This is a genomic window from Sharpea azabuensis DSM 18934 (genome assembly GCF_000702165.1).
GTDB lineage: Bacteria > Bacillota_I > Bacilli_A > Erysipelotrichales > Coprobacillaceae > Sharpea > Sharpea azabuensis.
In genome coordinates this window covers 1-16,787 of the sequence record NZ_JNKU01000054.1, presented here as the reverse complement: position 1 = coordinate 16,787, position 16,787 = coordinate 1, and the positions used below count along the sequence as shown (strand labels likewise).

The 16,787-nt window shown below is 37.9% G+C and carries 16 protein-coding genes and 1 pseudogene; 13 read left to right on the top strand and 4 right to left on the bottom strand.

Annotation, left to right across the window (positions count from 1 at the left end; all coding sequences use genetic code 11):
* The coding region (locus T529_RS0110325; protein ID WP_033162460.1) for a transposase at positions 1-233 on the bottom strand (233 nt) is incomplete at its 3' end.
* Positions 234-466: 233 nt separating this feature from the next.
* Here T529_RS0110325 and T529_RS0110320 point away from each other — a divergent pair.
* From T529_RS0110320 to argF, 7 genes are all read left to right on the top strand, one after another.
* A complete protein-coding gene (locus T529_RS0110320) occupies positions 467-1,795 on the top strand; it encodes an aspartate kinase (protein WP_033163532.1) in 1,329 nt (442 codons plus the stop codon).
* Positions 1,796-1,900: 105 nt separating this feature from the next.
* Positions 1,901-4,912 carry a heavy metal translocating P-type ATPase gene (locus T529_RS0110315; RefSeq protein WP_081823127.1) on the top strand — a complete coding sequence of 1,004 codons (3,012 nt, stop codon included), beginning with the start codon at positions 1,901-1,903 and terminating at the stop codon, positions 4,910-4,912.
* Positions 4,912-5,175, top strand: coding sequence for a metal-sensing transcriptional repressor (locus T529_RS0110310; protein WP_033163531.1), 264 nt, complete (start codon positions 4,912-4,914; stop codon positions 5,173-5,175). The genes T529_RS0110315 and T529_RS0110310 overlap by 1 nt, the downstream gene beginning before the upstream one ends.
* Before the next feature lie 130 nt (positions 5,176-5,305).
* Complete coding sequence (locus tag T529_RS0110305; protein ID WP_033163530.1) at positions 5,306-6,730, top strand: alpha-amylase; 1,425 nt, start codon at positions 5,306-5,308, stop codon at positions 6,728-6,730.
* 54 nt (positions 6,731-6,784) lie between these two features.
* Positions 6,785-7,633, top strand: coding sequence for a DegV family protein (locus T529_RS0110300; protein WP_033163529.1), 849 nt, complete (start codon positions 6,785-6,787; stop codon positions 7,631-7,633).
* A gap of 1 nt (position 7,634) precedes the next feature.
* Complete coding sequence (locus T529_RS0110295) at positions 7,635-8,192, top strand: hemerythrin domain-containing protein (protein WP_033163528.1); 558 nt, start codon at positions 7,635-7,637, stop codon at positions 8,190-8,192.
* A 75-nt stretch (positions 8,193-8,267) separates the two neighbouring features.
* Positions 8,268-9,254: an ornithine carbamoyltransferase gene (gene argF, locus T529_RS0110290; RefSeq protein WP_033163527.1), complete on the top strand. Its 987-nt coding sequence runs from the start codon at positions 8,268-8,270 to the stop codon at positions 9,252-9,254.
* A gap of 56 nt (positions 9,255-9,310) precedes the next feature.
* Here the strand turns inward: argF and T529_RS0110285 are convergent, their stop codons facing one another.
* A complete protein-coding gene (locus T529_RS0110285) occupies positions 9,311-9,592 on the bottom strand; it encodes a hypothetical protein (protein WP_033163526.1) in 282 nt (93 codons plus the stop codon).
* 209 nt (positions 9,593-9,801) lie between these two features.
* On the opposite strand from T529_RS0110285, the gene T529_RS0110280 reads away from it, so the two are divergent.
* Positions 9,802-11,067: a M15 family metallopeptidase gene (locus tag T529_RS0110280; protein ID WP_033163525.1), complete on the top strand. Its 1,266-nt coding sequence runs from the start codon at positions 9,802-9,804 to the stop codon at positions 11,065-11,067.
* Between the two features lie 41 nt (positions 11,068-11,108).
* Positions 11,109-11,630, top strand: coding sequence for a tRNA 5-(aminomethyl)-2-thiouridylate-methyltransferase MnmM (mnmM, locus tag T529_RS0110275; protein WP_033163524.1), 522 nt, complete (start codon positions 11,109-11,111; stop codon positions 11,628-11,630).
* Between the two features lie 22 nt (positions 11,631-11,652).
* On the opposite strand, the gene brxF is transcribed toward mnmM, so the two are convergent.
* Both brxF and T529_RS0110265 read right to left on the bottom strand, forming a co-directional pair.
* Complete coding sequence (gene brxF, locus T529_RS0110270; protein WP_051646970.1) at positions 11,653-12,060, bottom strand: BREX-3 system P-loop-containing protein BrxF; 408 nt, start codon at positions 12,058-12,060, stop codon at positions 11,653-11,655.
* Positions 12,061-12,173: 113 nt separating this feature from the next.
* Positions 12,174-12,380, bottom strand: coding sequence for a cold-shock protein (locus T529_RS0110265; protein ID WP_033163522.1), 207 nt, complete (start codon positions 12,378-12,380; stop codon positions 12,174-12,176).
* A gap of 170 nt (positions 12,381-12,550) precedes the next feature.
* Here T529_RS0110265 and T529_RS0110260 point away from each other — a divergent pair, with 170 nt between their 5' ends.
* From T529_RS0110260 to T529_RS0110245, 4 genes and pseudogenes are all read left to right on the top strand, one after another.
* Complete coding sequence (locus T529_RS0110260; RefSeq protein WP_033163521.1) at positions 12,551-13,768, top strand: aminopeptidase; 1,218 nt, start codon at positions 12,551-12,553, stop codon at positions 13,766-13,768.
* A gap of 86 nt (positions 13,769-13,854) precedes the next feature.
* The gene (locus T529_RS0110255; protein WP_033163520.1) at positions 13,855-15,447 is read left to right on the top strand and encodes a peptide chain release factor 3; all 1,593 of its coding nucleotides are present in this window, start codon (positions 13,855-13,857) and stop codon (positions 15,445-15,447) included.
* Positions 15,448-16,083 carry a phosphatase PAP2 family protein gene (locus T529_RS0110250; RefSeq protein ID WP_033163519.1) on the top strand — a complete coding sequence of 212 codons (636 nt, stop codon included), beginning with the start codon at positions 15,448-15,450 and terminating at the stop codon, positions 16,081-16,083.
* A 466-nt stretch (positions 16,084-16,549) separates the two neighbouring features.
* Positions 16,550-16,787: pseudogene (locus tag T529_RS0110245) on the top strand (IS21 family transposase); the annotation flags it as partial.

The window sequence follows — 16,787 nt, the reverse complement described above, 5'->3', positions numbered from 1 at the left end:
TTTCTCATGGAATGGTATCCAAAAATTATATTGATGAACATCATCTTGAACAGGACTACAGGATCGACTCTATTGGTTCCTCTATTTGAATATAGCGGATCACAGATATCATAGATAAAACTCCAGTCTACATATCTATCAAGTTTTCTTACCAGGTGGTCCTCTGGGACCAGGTCATCAAGCAGTGCACAGATCATGTACTGTTGCTTCTGTTCAGTCTTATTCTTAGCCATGCCACATCAGCTCCTTCATGCATATATTATACCATATATGAAGTATCATCTTGATATTTCTATTCTCCATACAAAAAAAGACTGTCCACAATCATTTGATTGTCAACAGTCTGTAAGGGATTTTCTAAGAAAATCTCTTTTTATTTGGATATTTAGTAAAATCATAATTTTAAGTTGAATTTTTAAACTTAATCATATATCCTAATAACAACCATTATAGAGGAGGATTCCAAATGATAAAAGTTGCTAAGTTTGGTGGTTCATCACTTGCTGATGCAGAACATTTTAGAAAAGTGAAAGCCATCATTACAGCTGATCCTGATCGTCACTATGTTGTTGATTCAGCACCAGGTAAAAGATATAAAGAAGATACAAAAGTCACAGACTTGCTTATTTTAGCCTATAGTAATCGTCATGATGCGAAAGCGTTTGATAAGGTCTTCAAGAAAATTGAAAATCGTTTTAATGAAATTATCGTTGATCTAGAACTTGATTTCTCGCTTGATGAAGAATTTAAGAAGATTCGTGAGGATTTTCCAAAAGATCCTGGTATTGATTATGCAGTTTCTAGAGGTGAGTATCTCAACGGCTTACTCTTAGCACATTATCTTGGTTTTGATTTTATTGATCCAACTGATGTTATTAGAATTGATGCCCATGGCAACTATGATAGCTATCGTACTGATCCTTTATTAAGAAATGCCTTAAGCAGTCATGAGTACGCTGTTATTCCAGGCTTCTATGGCTATAAGAATGACCATTCCCACACCATTCAGGCTTTTAGTCGCGGGGGCAGTGATGTCACGGGTTCAATTGTCGCTAAGTGTGGACATGCCAACCTGTATGAAAACTGGACGGATGTCAATGGTTTCTTGGTGACTGATCCACGAATTGTTGATGATCCTGAATCTATTCGTATCATTACCTATAAAGAATTACGCGAATTATCTTATATGGGCGCATCCGTTCTTCATGAAAATTCTATTTTCCCAGTACGCTCACAGGGCATTCCTATTAATATCAAGAATACCAATGATCCAAGTGATCCAGGGACATTAATTGTTGAAACAACAGCCCACAAGCCAGAACATGTCATTACAGGCATTGCAGGAAAGAAAGGCTTTGCGACAGTCACAATTGAAAAGGATATGATGAATGCTGAGATTGGCTTTGGCCGCAAGGTACTCCAGGTCTTTGAAGAAGAAGGGCTCTCATTTGAACATATGCCTTCAGGTATTGATACAATGACTATCGTTGTTGATCAAAATGAATTTATTAAACATGAACAATCGATTTTAGCTGGTTTACATCGTGCTGTTGATCCAGACCATATTGAACTTGAAAGCGACATTGGCTTAATTGCCGTTGTGGGTCGTGGCATGAAGGATGGTCATGGGAATGCCGCAAGAATCTTCAAGGCACTTGCTGATGCCAATATCAATGTCAAGATGATTGATCAGGGATCATCTGAATTGAATATTATCATTGGTGTAAGAAATCACTATTTCGATCGTGCTATTAAAGCTATTTATGAAGAATTTATTTTAAAGGAAGACGAATAGTCTTCTTTTTTTATACCCTTAGGGGGTATTATTTCTTGACAAACATGAGGGGGGAGATTATGATAATTATGCAATCCCCCATAGGGGGTGTAGGAGGTATATCACATGAAAGAAAAGTTTGATGTCATGGGTATGACATGCGCATCATGTCAAGCTCATGTCGATAAAAGTGTACGCAAGGTTGATGGTGTAAAAGATTGCAATGTCAACTTGTTAAGTGAAAATATGGAAGTTGAGTTTGATGAGACGAAGACAAATCCTCAAGAAATCATCGCTGCAGTTCAAAAAGGTGGCTATGATGCCAAGCTTCAAAAGGAGACAACACAGGAGAATACCATTGTTTCCACAAATAAACGTAAGGATGAAGACTTGAAAAAACGTAAGCAGGACTTAATTGCCTCATTCATCTTTACTGTGCCTCTTTTCTATTTATCAATGGGTTCGATGATGAACTGGCCAGGTATCCCATCGATTTTCTTAGGCCATCAGAATATGATGATCTTTGCCTTGACGGAATTATTGCTTTGTTTGCCAGTGTTATTCATTAATGGTCATTATTTCAAGGGGGGCTTCAAGTCACTCTTCCATTTAGCACCTAATATGGATTCCTTGATTGCCATTGGTTCAGGGGCATCGGTTGTCTATTCGCTTTATGCGATGTATATGATGGCCTTCTATATGGGAAGAGGACAGCTTGATTTAGCCCACAACTTCCATATGGATCTCTATTTTGAATCAGCAGCCATGATTGTCACGCTGATTTCCTTAGGTAAGTACTTTGAAGCAAGAAGCAAGAAACGTACCAGTGATGCTATCAATAGCTTGATGGAATTAGCGCCTGATCAGGCAACAGTGCTTGAAGATGGTGTAGAAAAAACTATTGGCATTAATGATATTCAGATTGGTGATCTTGTAGTTGTGAAATCGGGTGAAAGTATTGCTGTTGATGGCAAGATTGTTGAAGGTAGTACAAGTGTTGATGAATCCATGATTACTGGTGAATCTATTCCTGTTGATAAGACTGTTGGTGACTTGGTGATTGGTTCAACAACGAATCAGAATGGTCGTATTGTTGTTGAGACTATGAAAACCAATGCCCAGTCCACACTTTCTCAGATTATTGCCCTGGTTGAAGAAGCAGGTAATTCCAAAGCCCCAATTGCTAGATTAGCTGATGTTATTTCAGGTTATTTTGTACCAGTAGTTATTGGTATTGCGATTGTGACATTGTTGGCATGGCTTGTTTTAGGCGAGTCCTTCCATTTTGCTTTGACAATGGCAATTTCCGTACTTGTCATTAGTTGTCCTTGTGCTTTGGGTCTAGCAACACCAACGGCTATTATGGTGGGTACGGGTAGAGCGGCTAAAATGGGCTTACTCATCAAGAATGCAGAAGCTTTAGAAACTGCTAGCAAGATTAATATGATGGTCTTCGATAAAACAGGAACACTGACTAGAGGAACACCTGAAGTCACTGATACCAAGTTTAAAAATGAAGAAGACAAAGCTTATGCCATCTCTCTTGAAGCGATGAGCTCCCATCCTCTTGCCAAAGCGATTGTGAATACTCAAGATATTGCCTTAAAGAATGTTACAAGCTATGAAGAAATTGCCGGTGAAGGTATTAAAGGAATTGTGGACAATAAGCATGTTTTAGCGGGCAATAAGAAAATGATGGATCATTTTCATGTGGTTGTTGAGAATGATGTTGATTATGCCAGTGCTGGTAAGACACCACTTTATTATGCAATTGATGGTCAGTATGTTGGGGTGATGGCTTTACAGGATGAAATCAAGCCAGGTGCCAAAGAACTTATTTCTGACTTACATCAAAGAGGCATCAAGACAATGATGTTAACAGGCGATAATGAAAGAACTGCGAAAGCAATTGCCGGAGAGCTTAATATGGATTATCGTGCTGAAGTCTTACCGCAGGATAAAGAACGTATCGTTCATGAATTACAGGATGAAGGCTATAAAGTTGGTATGATTGGCGATGGTATCAATGATGCACCAGCCTTGACAAGAGCGGATGTAGGTGTTTCCTTTACAAGTGGTCTTGATATTGCGATTGAGTCAGCTGATTTAGTCTTGATGAAGAATGACTTACATGATCTTGTCGTTGCGTTTGATCTTTCTAAAGCAACCATCAAGAATATCAAAGAAAACTTATTCTGGGCACTTTTCTATAATGCAATTTGTATTCCCGTTGCCGCCGGACTCTTCTATCCATCATTAGGCTGGAAGCTTAGCCCAATGCTTGGTAGTTTTGCGATGAGCTTCTCATCTGTCTTTGTCGTGTCCAATGCGTTAAGATTACGTTTCTTTAAAGATGCACATCCTCATCATGAGGCTGTTGAAGACAACAACCAAAAACATGAAGCAACAAAGTTATTACAAAAGGACGTAGTACAACCTACAATCACTAAAACAAATTGTGATAAGATTGTAAAAGTAGAAGGCATGATGTGTGCAAACTGCCAGAAGCATGTCACTGAGGCCCTTAATGCGATCAAGTATGTAGAGGCAGAAGTGAATCTAGAAGCTGGTGAAGCTTATCTACAAGTCTTCAATAATGATGTCACTGATACAATGATTCAAGAAGCCGTTGAACAGGCAGGCTATAAAGTCACAGACATCATTGTCAATAAGAAGTATCAGGAAGAAGACTATAATCTTGTTGTTGAAGTGAAAGGGATGTTCTGTAAGAATTGTGAGAATCATGTCAGACAGGCATTAAATACCATTGATGGTGTGTATGCTGATGTTGCATTATTTGAAGGAAAAGCCTATATTAAATGTAGTCAAGAGGTCAGTCGAGAAGCGGTTAAAGAAGCTATTAAAAAAGCAGGTTATGAAGCTGGAGAAATTGTGGAGGTCAAAAGTATGTTTCATTTAGGTAAGAAAAAGAACGAAAAGACAATGGACATTGAAGGAATGATGTGTGAACATTGCGTTGCTAGAGTGAGTCAGGCATTAAATGATATTGATGGTGTTGATGCAACAGTTTCACTTGACAAGCATCAGGCTGATATCAAGCTTACAAGTGATGTCAGTGATGATGTATTAACACAAGCTGTTGTTGATGCAGGATATAAGGTGAAGGGGATTCATTAATGCAAGCAGATCATAAGAAGGTTGAACGCTATTTGAAGACAGCGAGAGGCCAAATAGATGGTATTTTAAGAATGATTGAAGATGATCGTTATTGTATTGATATCTCAACACAGTTAATGGCAACACAGGCTTTGCTCAATAAAGCCAATAAGGAAATCTTAGCTGAACATATGCGTCATTGTGTCAATGAAGCCTCGACTGGTGAAAACCGTGAAGAGAAGATTGAAGAAATGGTTAAGGTTATCGATAAACTCGTGAAATAGTCTCAAAGAACATTGATGCTTAAGGTATCAATGTTCTTTTGTGACAATAATGTCAAAATTGTTGCATTCTTGAGCGTTTTATAACGCGTTTTTTATATTTTGTAATATAATGGGGCTGGTGAGGTAAAAAATGGAAAAGGGAGTCATATTACAGTATTTTGAATGGTATACACCTAGCGAGCCACATTTATGGGTGGAACTCAAAGAAAATGCAAAGAAGCTTAAAGAAGCAGGCTTTAGTGCGATCTGGATGCCACCAAGCTATAAAGGTATTGCGGGAAAGAATGATGTGGGCTATGGTGCTTATGATTTATATGATTTAGGAGAATTTGATGCCAAAGGGAGCATTCCGACAAAATATGGCACGAAGGATGAACTGCTCACTTGTGTCAAAAGCTTGCATGAAGCAGGTTTGGATGTTTATAGCGATGTTGTACTTGATCATAAGATGGGAGCTGATGGCTTTGAAAAAGTCAAGGCGAGAGAAGTCGCTAATGACAAGCGTGATGAGTTTGTCAGTGATGAAGAAGAAATAGAAGTTGCCACCATCTTTAACTTCCCAGCAAGAAAAGACAAGTATTCATCATTCCATTGGAACTGGGAAGATTTTGATGGGATTGACTATGACAATAAGACCCATCGTCATGCGGATTATCTTTTTGCGAGTAAGCAATGGGATGATGAGGTTGATGATGAAAATGAGAACTATGATTACTTGATGGGAGCTGATCTGGATTTCTCTAATCCTGATGTTGTTGAGGAATGTAAGCGTTGGGGATTATGGTATCTTGAAACGGTTGGTAATGATGGTTTTCGTCTTGATGCCTTGAAGCATATCAAAGCTTCTTTCTATAAAGAATGGATTGCTGACTTGAGGCAAAAGACAAACAAAGAGTTATTTACTGTTGGGGAGTACTGGCATGGTGATGTGAATCGTTTGTTGCACTATCTTCAGTTGGTGAATTACCAGTTCTCTTTATTTGATGTGCCATTGCATTACAATTTCTATCATGCATCCCACTCAATGGGAGCTTTTGATATGCGTGATATCTTTAAGAATACTCTTGTTGCCTGTTCGCCAGCAAGAGCGGTCACTTTTGTCGATAACCATGACACCCAGCCAGCAGAAGGCTTACAGAGTTTTATTGATGACTGGTTTAAAAAACAAGCCTATGCGCTTATTCTCCTAAGGGAAGAAGGCTATCCATGTGTCTTCTATGGTGATTATTATGGTATAGCTCATAATCATATTGCTTCGAAAAGAGATATGATTGATGAGATGCTTGAAATAAGAAAAGACAGGATGGAAGGTGCCCGTCACGACTACTTCAATAACCCTGATATTATTGGCTGGACATATGAAGGCTTACATCAAAATGGCTTTGCAGTCATTATGACTAATGCAAGAGGTGGTTCTCGTCAAATGTATATGGGTGAGAGCTATCGTGGATGCCATATGAGTGATGGCAAGCATGAAGTAGTTATCAGTGATGATGGGATTGGGACATTTCTAGTTGATGATGGTGATTGTAGTATCTATGTAACTATTGAATGAAGGTAGGTATGTTTGTTAGAATAGACATATAGAAGAATGTAGGGAGTGAGACTTATGATTCGATTTCTATGTGATAGTACAAGTGATTTAACGCTTGAACTTAGAGAACGCTATAATATTACATTATTACCTTTTCATATTGCGCTTGATGAAGAGGAACGTCTTGATGGGGTTGATATAGCACCTGAAGATGTCTATCGCTTTTATGATGAAGGCAAGGGTGTGCCTAAGACAAGACCCTATACAGTTGATGAAGCCAAAGCAATCATGAAGCCTATTCTTGATCAGGGTGATGATATTCTTGCATTTTGTATTTCAAGCAAGCTTTCTCAATCAACACACATATTAAAAGAAGCAACAAGTCAGTTAAAGGCTATTGATCGTGTTGGTATTATTGATTGCGAAAATGTATCAAGTGGCATAACACTTCTTTTAATTGAAGCCACAAAGCTCATCAATAAAGGAAAGAGCAGAGAAGAGATTGAAGGTGCTGTTGCAGGATATGCTGGTCGACTTAAGACAACCTTTATTGTTGATCAATTGAAATATCTTCAACGTAATGGTTATTGCAGTTCTTTTTTGGCAATGACGAAATCCGTCTTGAATCAGCATCCTGCTATCGTTATTGAAAATGGTGAACTCAAAGCTAAAGAAAGCTATCGTGGTAAGCTAGATAAAGCGGTGATGAGCTTTATTGAAGATTTGAAGGATGACTTGTTGAAGGCAAAAAGTGATGCCATCTTCATTACTGATTCAGGCATTGATGAAGAAATACGTGAAAAAGTCATTGAAACGATTAAAAACCTTAATCATTTTGAAAAAATCTATGTGAATCAGACAGGGAGTGTTGTCTCTGCTCATTGTGGACCACAAGCACTCGGTGTCGCTTATTTGGAAGGATAATATGTATACAACAGAAATATTAGAAGATAATCATAAAAATATCATGCGCATGACTGCCGTAGTGAAAAAGATGTGTATTGGCGTCATGGAAGGACAAGAGGTTGTTGTTGATGATTTCAATGCCTTTTGTGATTTCGCAAGCTCATATGGTGATCAATATCATCATATGAAGGAAGAAAACTTTCTTTTTCCAGAAATGATTGCGAAACTGAAGGGGCATGCTGAAATGATGATTGAAAAAGGTATGCTTGTCGATCATAATCTCGGGCGTGCACATATCATGAGTTTAAGAAATGCCCTGAGTGACTATCAAAAAGATTCCTCAACATACAATAAACTGCTCATCCTGACTCAGGCCATGGGCTATGTGGATGTATTAGAATCACATATCTTAAAAGAAAACAATGTCCTTTTCTCTTATGCCAATCAAAACTTACCAGAAGCAAGTCAGACAATGCTTGATGATATGACAAAGGGTTTTGAAAAGCGCATGAGCAACCAAGGAACAATCAAGAAATATCTTGATATTTTGGAAAAACTAGAAAATAAGTATCAATAAATATTCTAAAGCTAAAAATAGTTGTCTATTTTTAGCTTTTTCATTATAATGAGAACATTATTAGGAGGTTGACGTATGGATTTGTATGGAAGACATTTTCTTACACTGAAGGATTATTCAGCGGAAGAGATTTATTATTTATTAGATTTAGCAAAAACGTTAAAGGCAAAGAAAAAAGCTGGAGAGTTTGGTCACAGCTTAGAAGGAAAGAATATCTGTCTGCTTTTTGAAAAGACATCAACACGTACACGTTGTGCTTTTGAAGTAGCCGCAAAAGATGAAGGTGCACATGTCACATTCTTATCCAATTCACAATTTGGCTATAAAGAGTCAATTGAAGATTCAGCTAAAGTACTTGGCAGAATGTTCGAGGGAATTGAATTTAGAGGCTTTGCTCAAAAGACGGTTGAAGATCTTGCAAAGTATTCAGGTGCTGTTGTCTGGAATGGTCTAACAGATGTTGATCATCCAACCCAGACATTGGCTGATTTCTTAACAATACAGGAACATCTTGATAATCCACTTAATCAAGTGAAATTTGTCTTTGTTGGTGATATTCGTAATAATGTTGCCTATGGTTTAGCTTATGGGGCTTGTAAAGTAGGTATGGATTTTGTCTTACTTGGACCTGATGAATTAGAAGTGGATCCTGAAGTGAAGGCTTATTGTGAAAAAGAAGCAGAAAAGAGCGGGGGTAAGTTTACGGTTACTTCCAATGTTGATGATGTAGCAGGTGCTGATGTCATTTATACCGATATCTGGGTATCGATGGGTGAGGACGAAAGTCTCTATGCGCCAAGAGTCAAAATGCTTTCACCATATAAAGTAACAGAAGAACTGATGGCTAAAACGGATAATGACAAAACGCTCTTCATGCATTGTTTACCAAGCTTCCATGACTTTGAAACAGAAGCGGCAAAGAGTAAAAAGGATGACGGGTTAGATATTAGAGAAGTGACGGATGAAGTCTTTAGAAGTAAGCATTCAGTAGTCTTTGATGAAGCAGAAAACAGACTACATACCATAAAAGCAGTCATGGTGGCAACACTAGGGCATCAATAGAAGAGGCAGAAATGCCTCTTTTTAAGCAAAAGAAAAACGCTCATTTGAGCGTTCACTTAAGCGGCTTTCTTTTTACGTGCTTTTAAAATCAATGTCACAATAATGACGATGACGAGCACACATGCCCAGGCAATATAGAATGTTGTCATGAGAGCTGGTGAAGCAAACCATTTTGTCTGCTTTGCGACAAAACGTAAGCCTCGTGCAATCGCATAACCTGCTGAAGCACTACTGCCAACTGCAAGTACGACTTTAAACCATGTATGGAACATTTCTGTAAATAGAATTTCTGTGACAAGCCCGCATAAAGCCATAAATACACAAATAACGAAGTACATGAAGACATCTCCTTTGCCTTTTCAATTTATCATAATTTAAGATTGACTTCAACTAGAAATACAACGCCCATTTCATGATTCATGAAAACAAAATTGTGTGTGAGAGGCTTTGTTTTTGGATATTGTACACAATAATTTCCATAAATCATTATAGAAATGGTGATGTGATTATGATATAACTAAGTAGAGTGCAGGAGGGTATTTTCAAGATGTTAGGTAAAAATAAACATTCTTATTCATATAGTAGTTATGGCGGAGGTAAAAGCAGATCAAGAGCTGGTGTACGCTGGGATCGTATTTTACCAATCGGTGCTATCGTTATTGTTATGATTGCAATCTTAATTGCCTTTAATTTCAATCGTATTAAGCTTGCAACAAAGGGCTATTCTTTTTCAGAACAGTCTGAAGTCTTAAAACTGACTTCTGATAAGATTAAGATTATTACTTCAGAAGATAAGATTGAACATATTAGTGACTGGATGGCATTATCGAAAAATGTCAAATATTATAAAGACTTTGAAACATACTACAATCTTCATAAATCGATGAAGAAGAAGGATATTGTCAAGACTGTTACAGATATCTTTGATCACTATGTACCAGATTTAAAGAAATTGAATTATACAGATAAGGAAATCTGGACAATTCTCAAGAGTGCATCAACAGATGACTTACAATATCTTGTTGATCATCAATTCTCATACAAGACAATTAAGCCATATATGGAAGTGACAGGATTTAAATTTGCGGATATGGACAAATATGTGACAGCCTATGGTCAGTACCATAGCTATAACTATGCTGTATTGTATACATCATATCCATTCATTATTTCCACAAACCCAGTGACAAAGCGTTATACATTAAAAGATCCTTCAAGTCTAACAGCTTTAGTTAAGCCTGGCTTTGAATTGCCATCTAACTATGCGCCTAAGGACTTGGTGACTTCAGCTGATGAATATGCAGCTAATGAAAAGAAGGGCAATGAAACAGACTTAAGCTATTATAAAGTCAGAAAACCTGCCTATAATGCCTTTGTAGAAATGGCTAAAGCGGCTAAGAAAGAAAACTATGTACTTTTAATCAATTCTGCTTATCGTAGCTATGATCGTCAGAAACAAATCTATCAGGAATATGAAAATAAATGGGGTGGCAAATATGCTGCTGATCATGTCGCAAAACCTGGTACTTCTGAACATCAGACTGGTCTAGGTCTTGATGTCACTTCACAATCAGTTGTGGATGGAAAGAGACTTGTCTTTGGTGATACGGATGAATATAAGTGGGCTGTCAAGAATTGCTATAAGTATGGCTTTATCCTGAGATTTGCGGATGGTACAAGCAATATCACTGGTATTACACAGGAACCATGGCATTTCAGATATGTTGGCAAGAAGGCAGCTAAACAAATGCATGACAACAACTGGACATTAGAAGAATATGTCCTTCATACTGGAGATCTTCCAAAAATCTAAGCCAAGATGATTCTTGGCTTTTTCTAAAGGAGAAAATGACAATGTTATCAATGGTCGAATATGTACATCAAAGAATACTGGATTACAAAGATATTCATACCGCAATTGATTTTACAATGGGTAAAGGCTTTGATACTGTATTTCTTATGCATCATGCACAAGAAGTCTATAGTTTTGATATTCAGCCCATCGCAATAGATATAACAAGAAAGAAGATTGGTGATACAAAGCATGTACATCTCATTCTTGACTCCCATGAGAACTTTGATCACTATGTGACAAGCTTTGATTTAGGTGTTTTTAATCTTGGTTACTTGCCCCAAGGTGATAAGAGCATTACCACTACCACATCGACAAGTCTTGAGGCTATTAAGAAGGCTGTTAAGCTAATGGATAAAGCGTTGTTTGTTGTGTGCTATATTGGTCATGAGGAAGGAGAGAAAGAGGCACGCGTGATTGAAGATTATGCCTGTCATCTTGATCATCTTGCTTACAATGTTTCTGTCTATAAAATGCTTAATAAGGGTAAGGCACCCTATGTGATAGAAATACAAAAGAGATAGCAGTGGCTATCTCTTTTAAACATTATACAATGATATATTTATAGGATCCATCAACAGGATAGATATCTTCCTGACCATTGACAATATGTGTTAATTGTCCATCTTCAATGAATCCATTCCAAGTTGCTACAACAGCAACATCTTCACTTAAATCCTTTAACAATTCCATTAAATCTGTACCATTTGATGCTCTATAGAAATCTTTTTTATTATCAAGCAAGAGTACATCAAAACGATAATTCTTTAAAAAATCTTTCATGATCTTTTTAATGTCGGCATGATCACCGGATGTCAGTTTACTGAAATCAACAATCGGAATACCAGAGTTTTCTGAATATTTGTGAATGATTTTTGATTTACCGCTTCCTGGTTTACCAATTATTAATGTCAGTTTGTTACCTGTGTCTATTGCCTTAACTAACTCGTCCATGGGCATTACCTCCTATAAATTATTTACTACCATCATTATATATCAAAGCGCTTACAAAGCAAATAATTTACATAAAAATAAAAAAACATCTCATTTGAGATGCTCTTTTATTCCTATTCAACAACTGTTACGTTAGAAGCCTGAGGTCCTCTGTCGCCTTCAACGATATCGAAGTTGACAGTCTGACCTTCTTCTAATGTCTTGAAGCCATCAGAATTGATTGCTGACCAGTGAACAAAAATATCTTTGCTCTGCCCTTCAACAGTGATAAATCCATAACCTTTATCAGCTTTAAACCATTTAACTTTACCTGTAGTCATTATTGTACTACCTCCTATAATACTAGCAACCCCCTTGAATGAATTGCTAGCATTACTTTAGCATACTCACTCATAAAACACAAGAAATACCACAATAAAAGCAATGGATTATAATACTTTTGAGAAATGCAAAAAATTGTTATAATAAGGGCATTATTGGAGGATATGCTATGTTAGAAAAATATGCGGAATTAATCGTGAAGCAGGGTGTGAATGTGCAGCCTGGTCAGGATGTTGTGATTACAAGTGATGTTTGTAATGCCGATCTTGTTAAAGCCATCGCAAAAGAGGCTTATAAAGTAGGGGCAAGAGATGTTATTCCTTATTATGTGGATGAGGATTTAACGCGTTTGCGCTATGATCATAATGATGTAGATTATTTTAAAAATGTACCAAATTATGTACGTGAAATACATAATGAATATGCTCTTAAGCATGCGGCAGTTATCACGATTACAAGTGAGGATCCAGATGGCTTAAAGGGTATTGACCCTCAAAAACTACAGGCAAGAAGCAAGGCTATTCATGAAGCTTGTGCCTTATTCTATGATCATCTTGATCTTATGGAAGATCGCTGGTGTATTGTTGGGGCACCAAGCTTAAAATGGGCCAACAAGGTCTTTCCTGAAATGAGCGATCGTGAAGCGATGGAAGCCTTATGGAATGCTATCTATCATGTGACTTATGTTGATCGTGAAAATCCTGTTGAAGAATGGGATAAGCATCGTAAGAGCTTTGAAGAACGTGTTGGTAAATTGAATGCTTTGAATATTGAAAGCTTGCATTATACCAATAGCCTAGGGACTGATTTGACTGTCGGACTGACAGATGATTACTTATTTGCCGGAGGAGGCAGCTATACAAAAGATGGCATCTACTCCTTCCCTAATATTCCTACTGAAGAAATCTTCACTTCACCACACTACCAGAAGGTTGAAGGCGTCGTTTACTCAAGCATGCCACTTAACTATAATGGTGCCTTAGTCGAAGACTTCTCAATCACTTTCCATGAAGGAAGAGTAGTCGCTTATGATGCCCGTGTTGGCAAGGATGTCTTAGGCAGTATTATTGAGACGGATGAAGGTTCGCATTACTTAGGTGAGATTGCTCTTGTGCCTTATGATTCACCTATTAGAGAGATGAATATTCTTTTCTATAATACGCTCTTTGATGAAAATGCGGCTTGTCACTTAGCACTTGGTAAAGGCTTTAGTGAATGTCTTAAGAATGGTATTGAGATGAACAAGGAAGAATTATATCAACATGGTGTTAATGATAGTTTAACGCATGTTGACTTTATGATTGGTACAGCTGATCTTTCCATTACAGCTAGATCACGTCAGGGAGAAGAAGTCGCAATCTTTAAAAATGGCTGCTTTGTCTTATAGATGTCTTTCTTTAGAGAAAACCTTTGATTTCATCAATACTATTTGTTATAGTAGTGAAGTTGTAAAAAAGATTTTAGGAGGCATTTATGTCTGATTTTAAAGATAAAGTAGAAAAAAGAAGAACCTTCGCCATTATTTCTCACCCAGATGCTGGTAAGACAACATTAACTGAGAAATTCTTGCTTTATGGTGGAGCCATTCAGGAAGCTGGTATGGTCAAGGGTAAACAGCGTATGCGCCATGCTGTATCAGACTGGATGGAAATTGAAAAACAGCGTGGTATCTCTGTAACTTCATCAGTCCTGCAGTTTAATTATCAGGGCTACTGCATAAACATCCTGGATACACCAGGTCACCAGGATTTCTCAGAAGATACTTATCGTACATTAATGGCAGCTGATTCAGCAGTCATGGTCATTGATGCAAGTAAGGGTGTTGAGGCACAAACAAGAAAGCTTTTTAAAGTTTGTGCTATGCGTCATATCCCAATCTTTACTTTCATCAACAAGCTTGACCGTGATGCAAAAGATCCTTATGAATTAATGGAAGAAATTGAAGCGGAATTAGGTGTTGAAACTTGTGCTGTGAACTGGCCAATAGGGGCAGGCAAGCAGTTTAAGGGCGTTTATGAACGTGCAACAAAGAAAGTCTTAACATTTGAAGCTGTTGATGGTTACAAGAAAGAAGTAACTGAGAATGTCTATCATGTTGATGATGAAGCACTCAAGAATGTCATCGATGAAGATCAATATGCGACATTGATGGATGATGTGGAATTACTTGATGGAGCAGGTGCACAGTTTGATATTGTCAAGATTCATGAAGGTAAGCAGTCACCTGTATGTTTTGGTTCTGCATTAACAAACTTTGGTGTTGAACCATTCTTACAGCACTTCCTGGATTTCTCCATGCCACCACAGCCAAGAATGTCCGATCATGGCATGATTGATCCATTTAGCGAAGACTTCTCAGCCTTCGTCTTCAAGATTCAAGCCAATATGAACAGCCGTCATCGTGACCGCATGGCCTTTATGCGTATTACTTCCGGTAAGTTTGAAAAAGGTATGGAAGTCTATCATGTACAAGGTGGCAAGAAGATCAAGCTGAACCAGAGTAAACAGCTTATGGCTGATGATCGTGAAGAAATAACTGAAGCTTATTCAGGGGATGTTATTGGTGTCTTTGATCCAGGTATCTTCTCCATTGGGGATACGCTGACAACATCTAAAGAAAAGTTTGCCTTTGAAGGCATTCCAACATTTGCTCCAGAACACTTCGCATCCATTCGTAATAAAGATACAATGAAGCGTAAGCAGTTTGTCAAAGGAATAAGCCAGATTGCTCAGGAAGGTGCTATTCAGATCTTTACAGCTATTGGTGGTTCATTTGAAGATATCGTTGTTGGTGTTGTTGGGGTATTGCAGTTTGAAGTGCTCGCTTATCGCCTCAAGAATGAATATAATGTTGAAATTGAAAATACACCACTTCCTTATCAGTTCATTCGCTGGATTGACAACAAGGATATTGATTTAAATAGTCTTAATCTTTCAAGTGATACAAGAAAGGTCCAGGACTTACGTGGCAACAACCTCTTGCTTTTCTCAAATCAGTGGGGAATCAACTGGGCTACAGAAAGGAACAAGGGCTTAGAATTATCTGAGTTCAGTAAGAATGCCTAAATGAAAACAAAAAGAAATTGGCAATACTGGTGGACTTTGCTTTACTGGCCTATTTATTTAGCTGGTTTTGCGATTGTGGAAAGACTTGTACCATTAAGTAAGGCACATATTATTTCAACAAGCATTGATTATGCCATTCCCTTTATTCCCCAATTTATCATTTTCTATATCTTGTGGTTTCCTTTTATTTTCCTGACTTTCTGGATTTTATTCTTACATGACAAGCGAGAATATTTTAAGATGATGACTGTGCTTTATGTCGGCATGACAATCTTTATTGTTGTATCTGCTATCTATCCAAACGGCTTAGATATCCGTCCAGAACATCTAGAAGTCAACAGCTTCTCAACATGGGTTGTTTCATTGATCTATAACACGGATACGCCAACGAATGTCATTCCAAGCATCCATATCTATAATTCAATTGGCATGGCAATTGGATTGTGCAAGAGTGAGTATGTCAAACCGTATATTAAGCATGGTTCCGTCATTCTTGCTTTCCTTATTACGATTGCAACATTCTTTGTGAAGCAGCATGGTATTGTTGATGCAATTGCAGCTATCATTCTTGTTGTTGTGATGTATTTTATTGTCTATAAAAAGGATTGTTATTTCTTAAGGGGAGCAAACATATAGTGCTCCCTTTTTAACGCGCTGTGAGCAAGAAATCCTCCACCTCTATAGACGGGTGTCCGTAAAACAGTTAATCCTCCGTATGGCTTAGACCATGCGGAGGATTTGTTTATGTCTAATCTTCAAACTTGTTGGCGGCAAAGGGTTTGTCAAAACCGTTTGCGGACGGCAAGTCCACAGGGGATAGCCGCTTTAGCAGCGCAAGGGGGTGTAGCCACCTTGACGGAACGAAGTGACGAAACATTCGCGGTCGGGCAGTTTTCTTCTGCTGACTGGGAATGAAGTTCCGATGAACGCACATACTCCCGATAGGAGGGTATAGAAGTGCGCCCTTTAGTTCCTAAAGGGATTTTTCTGCAAAGGATAAAATAATAATGTAGGAAAAAGACAATATAAAAATGTCGGAAAACCTACATTCTTATTTTGTCCTTTTTGTGTTATTGATATCCTTTCTAAGGAGGTGATATCAATGGATGAATCACAAAAAGTAAGTCTTCAAGCAGAATTTAGGATAATGGATTTCACGAACACAAAACCCAATTATGCTGAGCTAGCAAGAAAGTACAAGAAGGATTACAGAACCATTAAGAAGTACCATGAAGGGTACGAGGGAAAGCCAAGGACAAGGTCTAAGCCAAGCAGGCTTGACATCTACAGGGAGGTGATTGAGGAAAAACTTAGTATCCCCAGAACAACGAGAAAAGGCG

What these genes read in the sequence shown, in the direction of transcription:
- T529_RS0110320 (WP_033163532.1), top strand. Translation starts at nt 467, where the DNA reads ATGATAAAAGTTGCTAAGTTTGGTGGTTCATCACTTGCTGATGCAGAA.
- T529_RS0110315 (WP_081823127.1), top strand. Translation starts at nt 1,901, where the DNA reads ATGAAAGAAAAGTTTGATGTCATGGGTATGACATGCGCATCATGTCAA.
- T529_RS0110310 (WP_033163531.1), top strand. Translation starts at nt 4,912, where the DNA reads ATGCAAGCAGATCATAAGAAGGTTGAACGCTATTTGAAGACAGCGAGA.
- T529_RS0110305 (WP_033163530.1), top strand. Translation starts at nt 5,306, where the DNA reads ATGGAAAAGGGAGTCATATTACAGTATTTTGAATGGTATACACCTAGC.
- T529_RS0110300 (WP_033163529.1), top strand. Translation starts at nt 6,785, where the DNA reads ATGATTCGATTTCTATGTGATAGTACAAGTGATTTAACGCTTGAACTT.
- T529_RS0110295 (WP_033163528.1), top strand. Translation starts at nt 7,635, where the DNA reads ATGTATACAACAGAAATATTAGAAGATAATCATAAAAATATCATGCGC.
- argF (WP_033163527.1), top strand. Translation starts at nt 8,268, where the DNA reads ATGGATTTGTATGGAAGACATTTTCTTACACTGAAGGATTATTCAGCG.
- T529_RS0110285 (WP_033163526.1), bottom strand. Translation starts at nt 9,592, where the DNA reads ATGTACTTCGTTATTTGTGTATTTATGGCTTTATGCGGGCTTGTCACA.
- T529_RS0110280 (WP_033163525.1), top strand. Translation starts at nt 9,802, where the DNA reads ATGTTAGGTAAAAATAAACATTCTTATTCATATAGTAGTTATGGCGGA.
- mnmM (WP_033163524.1), top strand. Translation starts at nt 11,109, where the DNA reads ATGTTATCAATGGTCGAATATGTACATCAAAGAATACTGGATTACAAA.
- brxF (WP_051646970.1), bottom strand. Translation starts at nt 12,060, where the DNA reads ATGGACGAGTTAGTTAAGGCAATAGACACAGGTAACAAACTGACATTA.
- T529_RS0110265 (WP_033163522.1), bottom strand. Translation starts at nt 12,380, where the DNA reads ATGACTACAGGTAAAGTTAAATGGTTTAAAGCTGATAAAGGTTATGGA.
- T529_RS0110260 (WP_033163521.1), top strand. Translation starts at nt 12,551, where the DNA reads ATGTTAGAAAAATATGCGGAATTAATCGTGAAGCAGGGTGTGAATGTG.
- T529_RS0110255 (WP_033163520.1), top strand. Translation starts at nt 13,855, where the DNA reads ATGTCTGATTTTAAAGATAAAGTAGAAAAAAGAAGAACCTTCGCCATT.
- T529_RS0110250 (WP_033163519.1), top strand. Translation starts at nt 15,448, where the DNA reads ATGAAAACAAAAAGAAATTGGCAATACTGGTGGACTTTGCTTTACTGG.